Source organism: Pontibacter silvestris (genome assembly GCF_020907275.1).
Classification (GTDB): domain Bacteria; phylum Bacteroidota; class Bacteroidia; order Cytophagales; family Hymenobacteraceae; genus Pontibacter; species Pontibacter silvestris.
This window is the reverse complement of sequence record NZ_JAJJWI010000004.1, coordinates 153,090-169,548: the sequence shown is the minus strand read 5'-3', so window position 1 is coordinate 169,548 and position 16,459 is coordinate 153,090. Positions and strand designations below refer to the sequence as shown.

Here is a 16,459-nt window from a genome sequence, read left to right as displayed (position 1 = left end):
AAAAGCGCTGGCGTTTGTTTCGTAAAGTTCCCATGGCTCAGATTGTAAAACGCACAAACAACCCAATAACAATAAAATTGTAAGAATTACAGCAGGCGTATTAATTCTTCTGCAATATTAAAAAACAGCACCCAAACCAAATGAGAGAACGTGATTTATGGTATAAACGGGCAGTGATGTATGCCCTTGATGTAGAAACTTTTCAGGATAGCAATGACGACGGAATCGGGGACTTTCAGGGGCTTATAGGCCGGTTGGATTATCTGGCTACTCTTGGCATTTCATGTATCTGGTTACTCCCTTTCTACCCGTCTCCTAACCGCGACAATGGTTATGATGTGATGGACTACTACAATGTAGACAGCCGACTGGGTACACTAGGGGACTTTGCAGCCTTTATACACGAAGCTAAGGAGCGTGGCATTCGGGTACTGGTAGATCTTGTAGTAAACCACACTTCAGACCAGCACCCCTGGTTTCAGCAGGCACGCCACCATAAAAACTCTAAATATTACGACTACTATGTCTGGAGCAAAGAGAAGCCTAAAGAACCTATTGCACAACCTGCTTTTGCTGGTGAACAGGCTGGCATCTGGTCTTATGATGAGATAGCAAAAGAATATTATCTCCATAGGTTCTACAGCCATCAGCCTGACCTGAACTTATCTAATTCTGAGGTAAGAAAAGAAATACATCATATCATGGGGTTCTGGCTTGCTTTAGGAGTTTCGGGCTTCCGGCTGGATGCGGCACACATACTCGTGCAGAGTGATCGCGATTCGGATAGTGATGTGTATATGGGCTTTATTGAAGACATGCGTGAATTTATTAGCATGCACAGCCGGGATGCCATATTACTGGCTGAGGCCTCCGGCCCTCCGGAAGTAGTTGGTAAGTTCTTTAAAGGAAAAGACAGAATGCACATGATGTTTAATTTCCTTTTGAACCAGCACCTCTTCCTGGGGCTTGCACAAAAAAAGGGCACTGCTATTGCAGAGGGGCTTCGCATACTTCCCGGTAAGGCTTATACTTCTCAATGGCTTAACTTTTTACGCCATCACGATGAACTTAACCTCGAGGATCTGAAGAAGGAGGAGCAACAGGATGTATTCGAAAAATTTGCGCCGGAAGAGAACATGCGCATTTTTGAGCGGGGCATCAGGCGCCGGCTTGCCCCCATGCTTCACGGAGATCGCCACAGGATAGAACTGGCTTACAGCCTTTTGTTTAGTTTGCCTGGTACACCAGTTATACAATATGGTGCCGAAATAGGCATGGGAGACGACCTTTCTTTGCCAGAACGTAATAGCGTACGCACAGTTATGCAATGGTCTCCGGAAGAGAATGCTGGTTTTTCCGATGCGCCACCTGTGCAGTGGCCGCGCCCCGTAATAGATAAAGGAGATTTTGCCTACCAACACGTAAACGTTTGGGGGCAGCAACGCCAAACAAACTCCCTGCTAAACTGGATGGAACGGGTAATACGCCTCCGCCGGCAATGTCCGGAACTTGGAGATGGGAAATGTGATATTATAGAAACAGGTAACGAGCAGGTATTTGCACACAGCTGCGGCCTTCAGTACACTTTGATTGCAGTACACAATATGGGAGAAACAGCCTGCACGGTTACTATTCCTGACCTCATAGAGCAAGACGCAACCATACTGGAGGTGTTCAGCAACAATAACTATGAACTGCCACAGCAAGGGCAAGTAAAACTTGACCCTTATGCTTACCGCTGGTTCAGACTTCACCCTAAAAACAAAGCTAAAGAAAACCTGTAGCTTTGTTTCTTGCTTAACAGAGGCAGGCCTTTTCTTTAACGCAATCATAATATTTACTTTAGTCACAGCTGGAACACATGCCGATTCAGAAACAGGTTTAAGCTAACCCGAACGGGAAGAACCCGCTTTGACTGAAACTCCAGCGTTCTGGTTGTGTCTCACTTCTCTTTATTGCTTTCTTCCTTTACACAGCCTTCAGGCTTTATTTATGCTCATGTCTTTTAAGCTTTTGAAATATTATACGAAAAAAATCGTACTTAAATTTCATTTTACGAAATTATTCGTATATACTTGTAATGCAACTATCATCCATCATTAACTATCTGTTAACTATGAGTTTAGAAAAGAATTTAAAACCAACAGAGTCAGAACTGGAGATACTACAGGTACTTTGGCAACATGGGCCATCTACTGTCAGGTTCGTGCATGAAGAGCTTAGTAAGACTAAAGAAGTGGGTTATACCACTACCTTAAAGCTAATGCAGATCATGGGAGAGAAAGGCATGCTGGCGGCTGATAAGTCGAATCGTTCTCACGTGTACCGTCCGCTGCTGGAAGAAGAACATACTCAGCGCCAGCTACTGGATCGTTTTCTGGACTCCACGTTCAGGGGCTCAGCCATGAAACTGGTGATGCAGGCACTCGGCAACCGCACAACATCCCAGGAAGAGCTAAATGAAATCAGAAACCTAATAGATAAAATGGAAGGAGGTAACAAATGAACCAGATCACACATTTGCTGTCCGAAACCTTAGTCAGCGCGCTAGGTTGGACTTTACTGCATTCGCTCTGGCAGGGAGCCCTGACAGCCCTGGTATTAGGCGTTTTGCTCATACTACTGAACCACCATACCGCACGTGCCCGCTACACGGTGTCAGGAATAGCCATGCTCCTGCAGCTCTTATTTTCTCTCGTTACATTTGTTCATTATTATACTTCTTCTGGAGGTACTGCATCACAAATGCTAAACTCAGCTACAGAACATGCTGTACCAACTGAAAATACAGCAACCTTACGCGCCTATTCCTTGCACGAGGCAATGGGTACAGCTCAATATTACTTTGAACAGCATCTACCTCTGTTGGTAACACTGTGGCTTCTTGGACTGTTAGCCATGATACTCCGTTTCCTTGGTGGTGTGGCTTTAACGCAACGCCTCAGAAACTATAAGACATCACCTCTAGCACTAAACTGGCAGCACATGCTTTCTGATTTAAGCCACCGCATTGGGGTAAAGCAGTCAGTTAAGTTAGTAGAGTCGGCTCTGGTACAGGTACCAATGGTAATTGGCTATGTAAAGCCTGTTATTCTGCTGCCAATGGGCACAGTTACCGGTCTGACACAGGCCCAAGTAGAAGCCATACTGGCACACGAACTGGCACATATCCTGCGCAAGGATTACCTGCTGAACATGCTGCAGTCTGTAGTAGACATATTGTTCTTCTATCATCCTGCTATGTGGTGGATTTCTGGTATGGTGCGCACAGAGCGTGAAAACTGCTGCGACGACCTTGCTGTAGCTTACTGCGGAAACCCACTGGTTTATGCGCGTGCACTTGCCGAGCTGGAAGCGATGAGGTTGCCAACTGCTCCTGCGATGGCCGTTGCCTTTTCTGGAAAAAAAGGTTCTCTGATCAACCGTATTAAGCGCTTAGTAGGACAACAGTCACTACGACCAACTTTCTCTGAAGGCTTTATGGCTGCTGTAGTGTTAATGGGAGGCTTATTGCTATTCTCGTTTGGAGCTGTAGCCGGTCTTAATCCCGACACTACAGAAACCGAGACAGATTCTGTTGCTGAACGAAAACCCATTGAAAGCTTAAACGATGCCACCAATGCTTTTGTTTATACCATACAAGACACAGCCGGTCAGGAACAGGATGTTGTTATCATCAAAAATAAAAAAGGAGCTGTCACAGAACTGTATGTAGATGGTAAACGCATACCCAAGAAAGATATCTCCAGTTATAACGATCTTCTCAACCAGCGCCTATCTGCCATAGAACAAGCACCTAAGGCTTCGAAGGAAGAAGTGCAGGCTGCCATGGAAGTACTTCGCGCTTCGGCAGCCAAAGCAAAAGATACAGAAGCCTACCGCTATAACTTCAACTTCACCTACGACTCTGATAGCACTGACTTTAACTTTAAGGTTCCGCCGCCGCCGCCAGCTCCCCCTATGCCACCCATTACTCCGGCTCCACCTGCTCCGCCTATGCCTCCGGTAGCACCTCTTTCAGATGAAAAAGAACATGAAAACTATAAGAAGGAGGTAAAAGAATATAAGAAAGAGCAAGAACAGTATAAGAACGAACTGAAGCAGTATGAAAAAGCAATGGAAGAATATGCTGAGGAGCTAAGACAATTAGGCTATCAAGCTGCAGTTCGTCAACGCAACGCTATAAATATTAGAGCGGGGCAAAATACAGAGATAGCCCATGCTGCTGCCTCAACTTTAAGAGAAAAAGCAATGCAACAACATGAAGAGGCTATACAGCTGCGCCAGGAAAGTATGGCAAACCACTCAGAGAGCATGAGGCGCCACGAAAAAAGCGTGGCGACAATGCAGGCTATTCGTAAGGAGCTTGTAAAAGATGGCCTGCTGGAGGCGAAGACAAAGGAGTTTGAGCTAAAGATAGATGCTGCAGGTATGACTGTAAACGGTCAGAAACAGCCTCAGGAAATATATGAAAAGTACTCTAAAATGATGGATCTTGAAGGGAGGAAGAGTCTTCACTATACCGTAAAGAACAAATCAACCAGCCTTAAGCTTGAATAACTAAACTTGAAGTATGGCTTTATTCTTAATCTTTACGATTCTGAACAAACTATTTGAACAGTTTTCTAAAACAGGCATTTGTAAATAAAGCCATCATAGATTAATAGTAACTGAACAAAATAGCATTAAAAATAAAATGCCTGCCCATTAAACCGAGCAGGCATTTTATTTTTAATGCTATAAGATAACCATCATGGAAGCTACATATACTAAACATAGTTATTTTGCGTAATAAAAAACACTGACTACATTTCTTTACTTACTTATTGTTAAAATTAAGTATTAAGCTTTACAACTCTATCTATATGACCTCACGCTATACGCTACGTTCTTTGTCCGTCCGCTTATATCTGCTACTCGCTCTGCTAGTCTTTGGCTTAACCGCTTTCGCTGATGCAGGCAACCATATGGTGCCTATATCGCTGGAAGACCGTATCAAAAACGCTGAGATAGTTTTAGAAGGAGAGGTTGTTTCTAAAAACTCTTTCTGGGATGCCCGCCATGAAAACATCTACACCTCCAACATCATCAAAGTTTATAAGCTATTTAAAGGAAATTTACCGGCAGCAGAGGTAGAAATAATTACAGAAGGAGGTAGTATAGGGCTAAAGATGCACGTGTTCTCTTCAGCACTGCAGCTTCGGGAAGGCCAGCAGGGGGTTTTCTTTTTAAACAAGCAAGAAGAAGAACTAAGAAAGGTTCTTACTAATGCAAGTGTTGTAGCCAAAGCTTACGGAAATAAGCAAGGCTTTGTAAGGTATAACTTAGAGCAGAACACGGCAGCAGATGTGTTCAATTCTTTTAGTTCTATTCAGGAAGTGCATAATGCCATTGCTAAAAGCACAGGCAGCAGTTACCGAACCATTACCGAGAACAAACGTCTTAGTACCTTGGCCTTGAAACAAGACAAGGAGCAAAATGCTTTACTTGCAGTAAACATAACAAGCTTTTCTCCTACTGAAGCCAGTGCTGGCACAAACACCGTTCTTACAATAAATGGTACTGACTTTGGTAGCAGTCGTGGCAATGGTTATGTAGAGTTTCGCAATGCTGACGACGGGGGAGAAACTTTTGTTCGGCCTTTGGATAGCGACTATGTCTCCTGGAATAGCACACAGATTCAGGTAAGGATTCCTTCTATAGGCATTGATGGTGGCACAGCCGGTACTGGCGAAGTAAGAGTTACTACTTCAGGTGGCACCACTGTTTCCAGCGCTACGTTACTAACTATACCTTTTGCCTATTCTAACATCAGTCCTGATGGCATTTCTTATCAGCCTATTTTAGTAGGAACAAACTCAAGGGGCGGCTATATGATACAGCTTGCGCCTAACCTGCAAAGTAACACTCCGGCACAGGAAGGCTTCACCAGGGCCATGAACAACTGGATTTGTAGCACAAATGTAAACTGGGAGTTAGGTTCCAGTACAACAATAAGCAAATCAGCCGATGATAATACAAATGTTATAATGTTTGCGCCTGGCTCTGTAGTAGGCGAAGGTGTTCTGGCAAGCACCATTAGCAGATATTCTGGCTGCCAGTCATCCTCCACCGGAGAAATTGCCTGGGGAGTTGAGGAGTTCGATATGCAAATTAATTCTAATATTTCATGGCAGTACGGCCCTGACGCTCCGAGCCTGTCACAATATGATTTTGAAACCGTTGTGCTGCATGAACTTGGCCATGCGCACCAGCTCGGGCATGTTATTTTAGCCAATGAAGCTGTTATGCATTATGCAGTAGAAAGAAGGCGATCTTACCGCGATTTAAGCGAGGCCGACATAGAAGGTGCTGATCTTGTTATCAGCAACAGCTTCGACCCTGCCACAGTAGCTCTGGCAACAAGCTGCACAGATGACGACGGGCGAAGCTTTGGTCCTCTTGTCCTGAGGACAGATTGCAATCTCTCACCAAGTGAGGTTGTAGCATATCCTAACCCGATTAATTCAGCAACAGGCAATGTAATTCAGTTAGAGTACATAACAAGTGCTAACACAGTTATGACGTTTCATTTATATAACAGCTTAGGTAAGCTGTTATATAAAAGCAGCGCCCTATTTAGCAGAACAAATTCTTTAACAGAGCTTTCTTTAGACGGTCTTGCAGCGGGCTTATATATCTTAAGATGGGAAGAATCTGACAACAGTGGATCTGTTAAAATAATTAAGCAGTAAAGCTTCGATCCAGCCGTCATAGTTCCTAACTAAGGAAGCCTATCACATCAGGCAAAGTAAAAGGTATGAAAGTTTATTTTTTATACTTGAGAATTTAGTAGCAGCTTAAAGGCAAAAGAAGCAGTTCCCTCTCCCTTTTGGGAGAGGGCTGTAGTGAGAGTCAATCCTACTCTTGCTCGTAAGCAGGAATAGGAACAGTAAGTTTTCTAGCTTGGAAAGTCGCGTATTTATACAAAATTGTACCTCTCACGGCTATAACACAAGGTATTTTAACTCATAAAAGTAACATGCATTTACACTAACTTGTGTCCACAAAACGCATCATTAAAGGCCAATAGAGGCAATTGAAACAACAAAATCAATTTAAATTAGTGCAATAAGTAACATCTAAAAGCTGTAAGTCCCATGTTTAACCAACAGCTTTTGCTTCTTTTTTAGATAGATATTATGAAATTTAGCCTAAGCTTATCAGAAAGCTATTTTCTATTTTAATGTATCTATGTTATCATGTGTTAAGTTACTTTACAAATGACTACTATCAAGCCTGCTTCTACCTGGACTAAATTAATATCTAAAAAAAGATATGAGACTACTTCTAAAGAATACGAAGCTGATGAATCGGTAAGAGGAGAGTTCCAGCGTGACTACGACCGGATTGTATTTTCCTCCGCATTTAGACGACTACAGAACAAAACACAGGTAATGCCTATGCCTGAAAGTGACTTTGTGCATACACGCCTTACCCATAGCTTAGAAGCATCGGTGGTAGGCCGCTCTTTGGGGCGCATTGTCGGCAAAAGTATACTGGAACGACACCCGGAGCTGGCAGAAGAAAAAAACATACAAGAGGCTGATTTTGGAGATATAGTGGCAGCCGCCTGCCTGGCCCACGACATTGGCAACCCTCCTTTCGGGCACTCGGGCGAAGATGCGATTTCTGCTTACTTCCTAAACGAGGAAGCACAGCCACTGTTAGCGAACTTAACAGAGGAAGAGAAAGCTGACCTTACCCGCTATGAGGGCAATGCAGCAGGTTTCAGGGTACTAACACACACCTATCATGCTCACAATAATTTACCCGGTGGCCTCAGCCTGACTTATACCACTCTGGCTACTTTTACAAAATACCCAAAGGAGTCGCTACCTATTATAATGAACACCCAAAGCACCAGCGAAAAGAAGTACGGCTACTTTCAAACAGAAAAAGCCTGGTTTAAAACAATAGCAGAAGAACTTGGCCTTTTAAAGAAAGGAGAAGAGTGCGAAGTATTCTACCACCGCCACCCCCTAGCCTTTCTGGTAGAAGCAGCCGATGATATCTGCTACCGCATTATTGACTTTGAGGACGGCCTGAAACTAGGGCTTGTGCCACATGAACAAGGAATAAGCCTGCTCCGCAAAATTTTAAACGACGATCCTAACCGTATATCCAGTCTTACATTTTATGACTGGCGCGAAGAAATCGGCTATCTGCGAGCCCGCATTATAGGCAAGCTGATAGAGGAAACAACTAAAGTTTTTCTGCAACACGAAAAAGAAATCTTAGCAGGCAGATTTGACACACCTCTTATAAACCTGCTCGACTGCAAACCTGTTCTGGATGAAATAAAAAACCTTTCGATCAACCTGATATACCGGAACCGCCCTGTGCTGGAAATCGAAGCTGCTGGTTTTGAGGTGCTGGGAGGGCTATTAGATGCCTGTATGATGGCTGTATTTAAACCGGCATCAAAGCGCCACCGCAAAATTGCTGACTTAATACCTCCCCAGTATTTAAAATTACCGAACGGTGCCACTGATTATGAGCGTATCATTCATATTGCTGATTTTGTAAGTAGCCTCACTGATCAGGCCGCCCTTGGGCTTTACCGCAAAATCAAGGGTATTGAACTGCCAAGAATGTATTGATAGCATTAAGCTTTTAGCATTAAACACATTGCTTCGCCGCCTTTTAAGGAAAAAGAGAGTGCAATATATGCTTTTATCTTAGTCGATGAAATAACTGTGTTTGTACACAAACATGCTATGTTAGCAGAATAACCCTAAGCAACTCCTGCTATAACTAGCAAACCCTGAAACTTTAGATTAATTTTATACTTGTTATAACAACAGCTGCACAAGCACTGTTGACCTAAATATTTATCAACCAATCATATCTGCATGAAACGCAAATTTTTAATCTGTCTTTTGTGGTGTGCTACTGGCCTGGCTGCACTGGCACAAAGCAAGAGCAACAAAATTGAGTTCACAGAATACACGCTTCCCAATGGACTGCATGTAATCCTTCATCAGGATAATTCTACACCAAACGTGGCAGTGTCGGTACTATACCATGTTGGCTCTAAAAATGAGCAGGAGGGACGAACAGGTTTCGCACATTTCTTCGAACACCTGATGTTTGAAGGCACTGAAAACATCGACCGAGGAGAGTACAGCTCTTTAGTGCAAAACGCAGGAGGTGCTCTGAACGCCAATACTTCTTTTGACCGTACTTACTATTATGAGCTATTACCATCAAACCAACTGGCTTTGGGCCTGTGGTTGGAAGCAGAACGCATGAGGCATGCCAAAGTTGATCAGACTGGTGTTGAAACACAGCGTAAAGTAGTACAGGAAGAAAAACGTGAACGCATCGACAACCAACCGTACGGTTCTATCCTGGAGAATACCTTTGCTTTAGCTTACACGGAGCATCCTTACAAAACAACTCCAATCGGTACTTTTAAGGATCTTAACAATGCAAAGATTGAAGAGTTCAGAGATTTCTACAAAACGTTCTATGTACCGAACAACGCCACTCTCTCCATTGCCGGCGATATTGATGTAGATGAAACCCGAAAAATGATTGAGAAGTATTTCGCTGATATTCCGAAAGGCACCCAGGAAATACCAAGACCTGATGTAACAGAGCCAAAGCAAACAGAAGAGCGTCGTAAAACAGTTTATGATAACATCCAGCTTCCGGCAGTTGTAGAGGCTTATCATATTCCGGCACAAGGCACTGAAGATCACTATGCCCTTTCTATGTTAACCACCTTGCTATCTGGCGGGGAGAGTGCTCGCTTGCCTAAAGCACTCGTAGACAAACAACAAATAGCAGTAGCCGCACAATCTATTCCGTTCCCGACAGAGGACCCGGGCTTGTTCCTTGTTTTTGCTGTTGCCAACATGGGCGTAGAGGCAGATAAGCTGGAGCAGGCAATGGATACAGAAATTAACCGAGTAAAGACAGAAGAGCTAAGCGACAGAGAGTTTCAGAAACTGAGAAACCAGATGGAGAGCAGCTTTGTGCAGCAAAACAGCACTGTAGCTGGCCGCGCTGAGAACCTTGCGAACTACCACGTATACTATGGCGATGCCAACCTGATCAACACAGAGCTGGAGCGATTTATGAAAGTTACCAAGGCAGATATTAAGCGTGTGGCAAATGAGTACCTGACAAAAGAAAACCGTGTGGTACTACACTATCTGCCAAAATCAGCTCAACCTAAGCAATAGACGCAAGAATGTTAGCCACAAAACAAAAGGCTTTCGTCAATTATCTTTTATTGGATGGCAGCAAAAGCTTTTGTTTTATGGCTTATTAACTCAAGATATTTAGCAATCATGATCAAGAAAATATTTAGTACCATGGCGCTGGCATTGGCGCTTGGTTATGTAGCTCAGGCACAAGACAAACAATCTCCACCACCACCGGGTCCTGCTCCTAAAATTGAGCTTGGCGATTATGAGCACTTCACGCTTAAAAATGGCCTGAAAGTATATGTGGTAGAAAACCACAAACAGCCTGTGGTGTCTATGCAGTTGGTGCTGGACCGTGACCCGATATTAGAGGGCGACAAAGCAGGTTATGTAGAGGCTGCAGGTCAGATGATGCGCACAGGTACTAAAACCCGCAGCAAAGATCAGTTCGATGAGCAGGTAGACTTTATAGGAGCTGATCTTTCTTTTTCCTCTACAGGTTTTTATGCCTCAGCACTAAAGCGCCACCTGCCAGTATTGCTTGAGCTGACGACAGATGCCTTGCTTAATCCAGAGTTTAAGCAGGAAGAGCTGGACAAGATAAAGAAACAGATGCAAGCGAACCTGGCGCAGGAAAAAGAATCTCCGGAAGCCATTGCCAGTAAAACCCGCAGTATGTTGCTGTATGGCAAAAACCACCCTTATGGTGAACTGATGACCGAAGAGACGGTAGAGAGCATCACACTGGAGGATATCAAGAACTACTACAACACCTATTATAAGCCAAATATCGGCTACCTTGCTGTAGTAGGCGATGTAACGCCAAAGGAAATGAAAAAGCTCCTGAAGAAGCAGTTTGGGAAATGGGAAAAAGGTGATGTTAAAGAAATGACTTACCCATTGCCACAGCGCCCCGAAGCGACTCAGGTGGTAGTGGTAGATCGGCCAAATGCAGTACAAAGTGTACTTTCATTTACGAATCCTGCTGATTTAAAGCCAGGCGCTGAAGATGCTATTCCATCTACCCTGATGAACACAATTCTGGGATCTGGCATGAGCGCCCGCCTGTTCGAAAACCTGCGTGAGAAGCATGGCTACACGTACGGAGCTTATTCTTCTATTTCTACAGATGAGATTTTAGGACGCTTCAACGCTTATGCCAATGTTCGGAACGCTGTAACAGATAGCGCCGCCATGGAGTTTATGAACGAGCTAAGCAAGATACGAGAGGAACGTGTTGAAAATGATGAACTACAGCATGCGAAGGCATATGTAATGGGTAGCTTTGGCCGTGGCCTGGAAAATCCCAGCACGGTAGCTTTTTATGCTATCAACACAGCTCGCTATGGCTTGCCTAAAGACTATTATGCCAACTATCTTAAAAAGGTGGAAGCTGTAACGCCGGAAGACGTAGAGCGGGCAGCACAGAGATACATTAACCCGGATAAGATGTACATTGTGGCCGTTGGTAACGCCTCAGAAATTGCTGACAAACTACAACCTTTCGACAAAGACGATAATAGCATTGCATATTACAGCCCTACAGGTGAGAAAGTAGAGCGTTCTGCCAACGCAGTACCTACCGATGTAACAGCAGAACAGGTTGTATCTAATTATATTAAAGCAATTGGCGGCAAGGCTAATGTCGAAAAGCTGCAAGATGTTACCATTACCAGCAATGCCACCGTACAAGGCATGCCTCTTATAGTAGTGCAGCAGCAAAAAGGCAACGATAAGTTTGCCGTACAAATTCTTATGAATGACAGCCCGATACAGCGTGTTGTCATTAATGGAGACCAAGGCAAAATGGAGGCTCCTATGCAAGGAATTAACCAGGAGATTAAGCAGGAAGACTTAGCCACACAAAAGCTTGATGCAGCCATGTTCCCAGAGCTTCGCTATGATCAACTGGGCATCAACACAAAGCTTACAGGTATGGAGAAAGTAGACGGCAATGATGCCTACGTAGTAGAAATAGCTCTACCTAATGGCCAGAAAGCCAGTCACTACTTCGACAAGGAGAGCGGTTTACTGTTAAAGAAAGTAAGTAACCTGCAAGGTCCTCAGGGTATTATAACACAAACCAAGAATTACAAGAATTACAAAGAAGTAAACGGAGTAAAGTTCCCTTACTTAGTGGAGACTTCTGTCGGGCCACAGGTTATTAAAGCTGAGGTTCAGAACATTGAAGTTAACAAAGGCATCAGCGACGATACATTTAAGCTGTAGTCTTAAGCTCTAAAAAGAGTGTTTGTTATTTAAAAAGAGGGTTACCTACAACTGGTAGCCCTCTTTTTGTTTTATTTCTATTCTCAAAACAACTCGCCCTGTACAGGCTGTACAAATTTCTTAGGGGGCTTTAAGTTAAAACCACATACTGTGTTTAGCTTTTCTATAAGATATGTCGCCAGCTCTGGTGCTAAAGTATTATCCGGCTCATGTACAAAAAAGTACAGCTGCTGTAGTCCGTTATTAAACCATTCTTTCAGTCGCTCTACCCAGGCATCTATCCGGCTGTAATCAGTAGAGTGAAGGGCATTACCGACAAAACGAATCATGGCGGAGGGTGTCGTCAGGCGCATGTGCAACACATCTCTTCTTCCTGCAACGTCTGTTATCACGGTACCAACGTTAAATTTTTCCAGCACCTCAAACAGCTCTAACGGGGCCACATTATCTGTAAACCAATCCGGATGGCGTAATTCTACAGCAAAAGGAACAGTTTCTGGCACATAACGGCAAAACACCTCCAGGTCAGGCAGCTGTCGTGGGCTAAAGGAAGGAGGTAACTGCAGAAAAGAATCTCCTAAGCTCTCCTCCAATCCTGCAATAGCCTCACAAAAAGTTGCTGTTACATCTAAAGAACGACTAAGGAGCGATTCATGGCTAATGAGTTGAGGGAACTTTGGGCAAAAGGTAAAACCTTGTGGCACCGTTTGTTTCCAGCGCTCAATACTACTTAAGTTCGGTATGTGGTAATGGGTACTATTAAGCTCAATTGTATTAAATTGCTTACTATACCACAGTAGCGAATCTTTCTCGCGCATCCCCTTTGGGTAGTAAGATCCTACCCATGCTTTATTCACCCACACTGGCAGCCCTACATATACTCTGGGCTTTACAGCTTTCTGGTAACGCTGCAGCAGCGGGAGTGAATCAGGGTTGTTAGGGGGAAGTGTAAAATCTACCCGGCTTATGTCGTTTAGCTTTCCGAAATCCATTGTTTATTCTTTGGCTACATTATACGGTACTTTTTCAAGTTAAGCAACTACTGTCGTTTTCTGGCAAAGTATACCTTTTTATCTTCTTTACCAGCTACAGCCCCACTTATTAAAGACCAGACTTACTTTTTTTTAAAAAAACACATGTTATTATATTCATATGCAGATAAATTTAGAATAGCCCTTATGCGCTCTAGATGCACTTTTTTTTCATAAATCACTTATAGCAATTCTAACTAAAGAAGCATATCCCCCTACACCATTTGTGCTAAGTAGCCGTAAAAGGCTTTATTTTGAAAATTTTCCTTTAACTTAGCGGTTTCACCAACTATTAACAATATGAACATTAATAGAAAGTGCTTCATTTTTAGTTTGATTTTTTTCATGTTTTTGGGCCTTGAAAGCCAACAGGCGTTTGCAAATAGCAACGACGACCAAACCCAAACCGGGGCCGCCTCGTGGTACGGCAGCAAATATCACGGCAGAAAGACTAGCAGCGGCGAACGTTACAATAAGAACGAGATGACTGCCGCCCATAAAACGCTCCCTTTCGGCACTAAAGTTAAAGTAACAAACCTGGCGAACAACAAGTCTGTTATTGTTCGTATAAACGACAGAGGCCCTTTTGTAGGCCACCGCATTATTGATGTATCAGAGGCAGCAGCACGTAAGATCCGCCTGCGCAGCCAAGGAGTTGCAAAAGTAAAGATAGAAATATTAGAACCAGGCTCTGAGATTGCCTTGGTGGAGAAACTACCAATGCTTGAAGCATCACTTGAGCAAACCCCTGCCCCAATTGTAGCTTTCCAAAAAACGCTGTCTAAAGTAGAGGTAGAAGAAAGCCCGCTTGCTGCAGAGCGTTCTTCTGCGGGCTTATTACTGGCAAAACTGTTTTCCTTTAGAAGCTAAACATTCTTTTAAAGTTAGCTAGCACTAATTTTATTGTAAAAGTGGCTTTGAGTATCCCTCGGAAGGATGCTTCGTGCCTCTTTTGCCTGCAATAAAAGAAGCTGTACATAAAGCTTATAGGAGGTAAGCTTTATGTACAGCTTCTTTTATTATGTTGTGTACCTACCGCAGTTCATAAGATGTATGCACCTCCTATTCCTTTACCACGCTTCTGCTCAAAAATAATCTCCTGTCCACAAGTGTATAAGTATCTTCCCATTTATTGACAAATTTAAAGCAACAGGCGTGGAAGGCTCTCCTACTTTAACCCCATATTTAAAAAATTCATAAAAAGGCTGTCCTTTTAATAGAAGCTTAAACGCTGTTTGTCTATAAAATTGCTACTTCTACCGGATTTTAGAGGCATCTAATTTTGATAGAAAATTTAATATAGTTAAACTTAGCTACCGAAATATAAACTAATCAAACTTTAACTAGCTTATTCCCTTGAAACGACGAAACTTTCTAGAGTTATCGGCGCTGGGCTTTGGAGGGCTAATGATGCCATCCATTCCTGTGTTCGGTGATATTATTGCACCAGAAAGAGCACTGGAGCAGGTTGACCCAGCCCTGAAAAAGCGTCTGGCAGATGTAGCATTGAACGCAGCTAAGTCGAAAGGCGCTTCTTATGCCGATGTACGCATTGGCCGCTACCTGCAACAGTACATTTTTACCCGTGAGCAGCAGGTACAGAATATTGTAAACGCTGAGTCTTATGGTGTAGGCGTACGTGTGCTGGCAAACGGCACCTGGGGTTTTGCCGCCACTTCCGATGTAACCGACAAAGGCATTGCCAAAGCAGCAGAGCAAGCTGTGTCCATCGCCAAAGCCAATGCGAAGCTGCAGAAAGAGCCTGTACAGCTAGCTCCTGTGCAAAGCTACGGCGAAGTAAGCTGGCGCACTCCCCTTGAGAAAAATGCCTTTGAGGTACCTGTAGGTGAGAAAGCAGAGCTTTTGTTAGCTGCCAACGCAAAGGCAACAGAAAATGGAGCAAACTTCGTTAACTCGGCTCTCTTCCAGGTAAACGAGCAAAAGTATTTTGCCTCCACAGAAGGCTCTTATATAGATCAGGATGTTCACCGCATCTGGCCAAACTTTACTGTTACAGCTGTAGACAAAGCCACTGGTAAGTTCAGAACCCGTGACGCACTTAGTTCCCCAATGGGTATGGGTTATGAATATATGATCCCAAAGGCTGCGGAAAAAATCAAAGGCCCTGAGGGTACTGGTTTAGTTGGCTACCGCAATGCTTACGACATATTAGAAGATGCGGCTCTGGCTGCCAAACAAGCCAAAGCCAAGCTTACAGCCAAGTCAGTGATGGCAGGCAAATATGATCTGGTGCTGGACCCGAATCACCTTGGCCTGACGATACACGAATCTGTAGGACACGCAACCGAACTGGACCGTGTGCTGGGTTACGAAGCTAATTATGCGGGTACCTCCTTTGCCACATTGGATAAGTGGAAAGGCAAGAACTTTAAGTATGGTTCTGATAAAGTTAACATCATTGCCGACAAAACGCAGAAAGGCTCTCTTGGCTATGTAGGCTGGGATGATGAAGGCGTGAAAACGAAGCAGTGGGATCTGATAAAAAATGGGGTACTGGTAAATTATTCAACTATTCGTGACCAAGCTCATATTATTGGAGAAAGAGCATCTTCTGGCTGTTGTTATGCCGATAGCTGGAGTTCAGTACAGTTCCTGCGTATGCCAAACGTATCGCTGGCTCCGGGCAAAGAGAAAAAAACTGTAGATCAGCTTATCAGCGGTATAGACAGGGGTATTTATATTGCTGGCCGTGGCTCATACTCAATAGATCAGCAGCGCTACAACTTCCAGTTTGGCGGGCAAACGTTTCATGAAATCAAAGGTGGCAAAATAGTAGGAATGTTGGAGGATGTGGCTTATCAGAGCAACACACAAGAGTTCTGGAATTCCTGCGCTGATATGTGCGACGAGAGTGATTACCGCTTATTTGGTACTTTCTTCGACGGGAAAGGCCAGCCGAGCCAGATTAGTGCTGTTTCGCATGGCTCTGCCACTACTCGGTTCAATGGAGTTAACGTAATCAATACAGCCCGCAAGATCTAA

At 43.8% G+C, this 16,459-nt stretch carries 10 protein-coding genes; 9 read left to right on the top strand and 1 reads right to left on the bottom strand.

What is annotated here, in order from left to right:
* Positions 1 to 140 precede the first annotated feature (140 nt).
* The 7 genes from LN995_RS05195 (at position 141) to LN995_RS05165 (ending at position 12,425) form a co-directional block, all read left to right on the top strand.
* Positions 141 to 1,784: an alpha-amylase family protein gene (locus LN995_RS05195; protein WP_229959066.1), complete on the top strand. Its 1,644-nt coding sequence runs from the start codon at positions 141 to 143 to the stop codon at positions 1,782 to 1,784.
* A 332-nt stretch (positions 1,785 to 2,116) separates the two neighbouring features.
* Complete coding sequence (locus tag LN995_RS05190) at positions 2,117 to 2,506, top strand: BlaI/MecI/CopY family transcriptional regulator (RefSeq protein ID WP_229959064.1); 390 nt, start codon at positions 2,117 to 2,119, stop codon at positions 2,504 to 2,506.
* On the top strand, positions 2,503 to 4,560 hold the full coding sequence (locus LN995_RS05185; protein ID WP_229959062.1) for a M56 family metallopeptidase: 2,058 nt from the start codon (positions 2,503 to 2,505) through the stop codon (positions 4,558 to 4,560). The genes LN995_RS05190 and LN995_RS05185 overlap by 4 nt, the downstream gene beginning before the upstream one ends.
* Positions 4,561 to 4,865: 305 nt before the next feature.
* Positions 4,866 to 6,734, top strand: coding sequence for a T9SS type A sorting domain-containing protein (locus LN995_RS05180; protein ID WP_229959060.1), 1,869 nt, complete (start codon positions 4,866 to 4,868; stop codon positions 6,732 to 6,734).
* Positions 6,735 to 7,262: 528 nt separating this feature from the next.
* Positions 7,263 to 8,642, top strand: a complete 1,380-nt coding sequence (gene dgt, locus LN995_RS05175) for a dGTP triphosphohydrolase (protein WP_229959058.1) — start codon at positions 7,263 to 7,265, stop codon at positions 8,640 to 8,642.
* 252 nt (positions 8,643 to 8,894) lie between these two features.
* Positions 8,895 to 10,232 (top strand): M16 family metallopeptidase, encoded by a 1,338-nt coding sequence (locus tag LN995_RS05170; RefSeq protein ID WP_229959056.1) that lies wholly within the window; start codon positions 8,895 to 8,897, stop codon positions 10,230 to 10,232.
* A 108-nt stretch (positions 10,233 to 10,340) separates the two neighbouring features.
* A complete protein-coding gene (locus tag LN995_RS05165) occupies positions 10,341 to 12,425 on the top strand; it encodes an insulinase family protein (protein WP_229959054.1) in 2,085 nt (694 codons plus the stop codon).
* Between the two features lie 83 nt (positions 12,426 to 12,508).
* On the opposite strand, the gene LN995_RS05160 is transcribed toward LN995_RS05165, so the two are convergent.
* Positions 12,509 to 13,417, bottom strand: coding sequence for a DUF72 domain-containing protein (locus LN995_RS05160; protein ID WP_229959052.1), 909 nt, complete (start codon positions 13,415 to 13,417; stop codon positions 12,509 to 12,511).
* Positions 13,418 to 13,801: 384 nt separating this feature from the next.
* On the opposite strand from LN995_RS05160, the gene LN995_RS05155 reads away from it, so the two are divergent.
* Together LN995_RS05155 and LN995_RS05150 are read left to right on the top strand one after the other, a co-directional pair.
* The gene (locus LN995_RS05155) at positions 13,802 to 14,326 is read left to right on the top strand and encodes a septal ring lytic transglycosylase RlpA family protein (protein ID WP_229959050.1); all 525 of its coding nucleotides are present in this window, start codon (positions 13,802 to 13,804) and stop codon (positions 14,324 to 14,326) included.
* Positions 14,327 to 14,812: 486 nt separating this feature from the next.
* A complete protein-coding gene (locus LN995_RS05150; RefSeq protein ID WP_229959048.1) occupies positions 14,813 to 16,459 on the top strand; it encodes a TldD/PmbA family protein in 1,647 nt (548 codons plus the stop codon).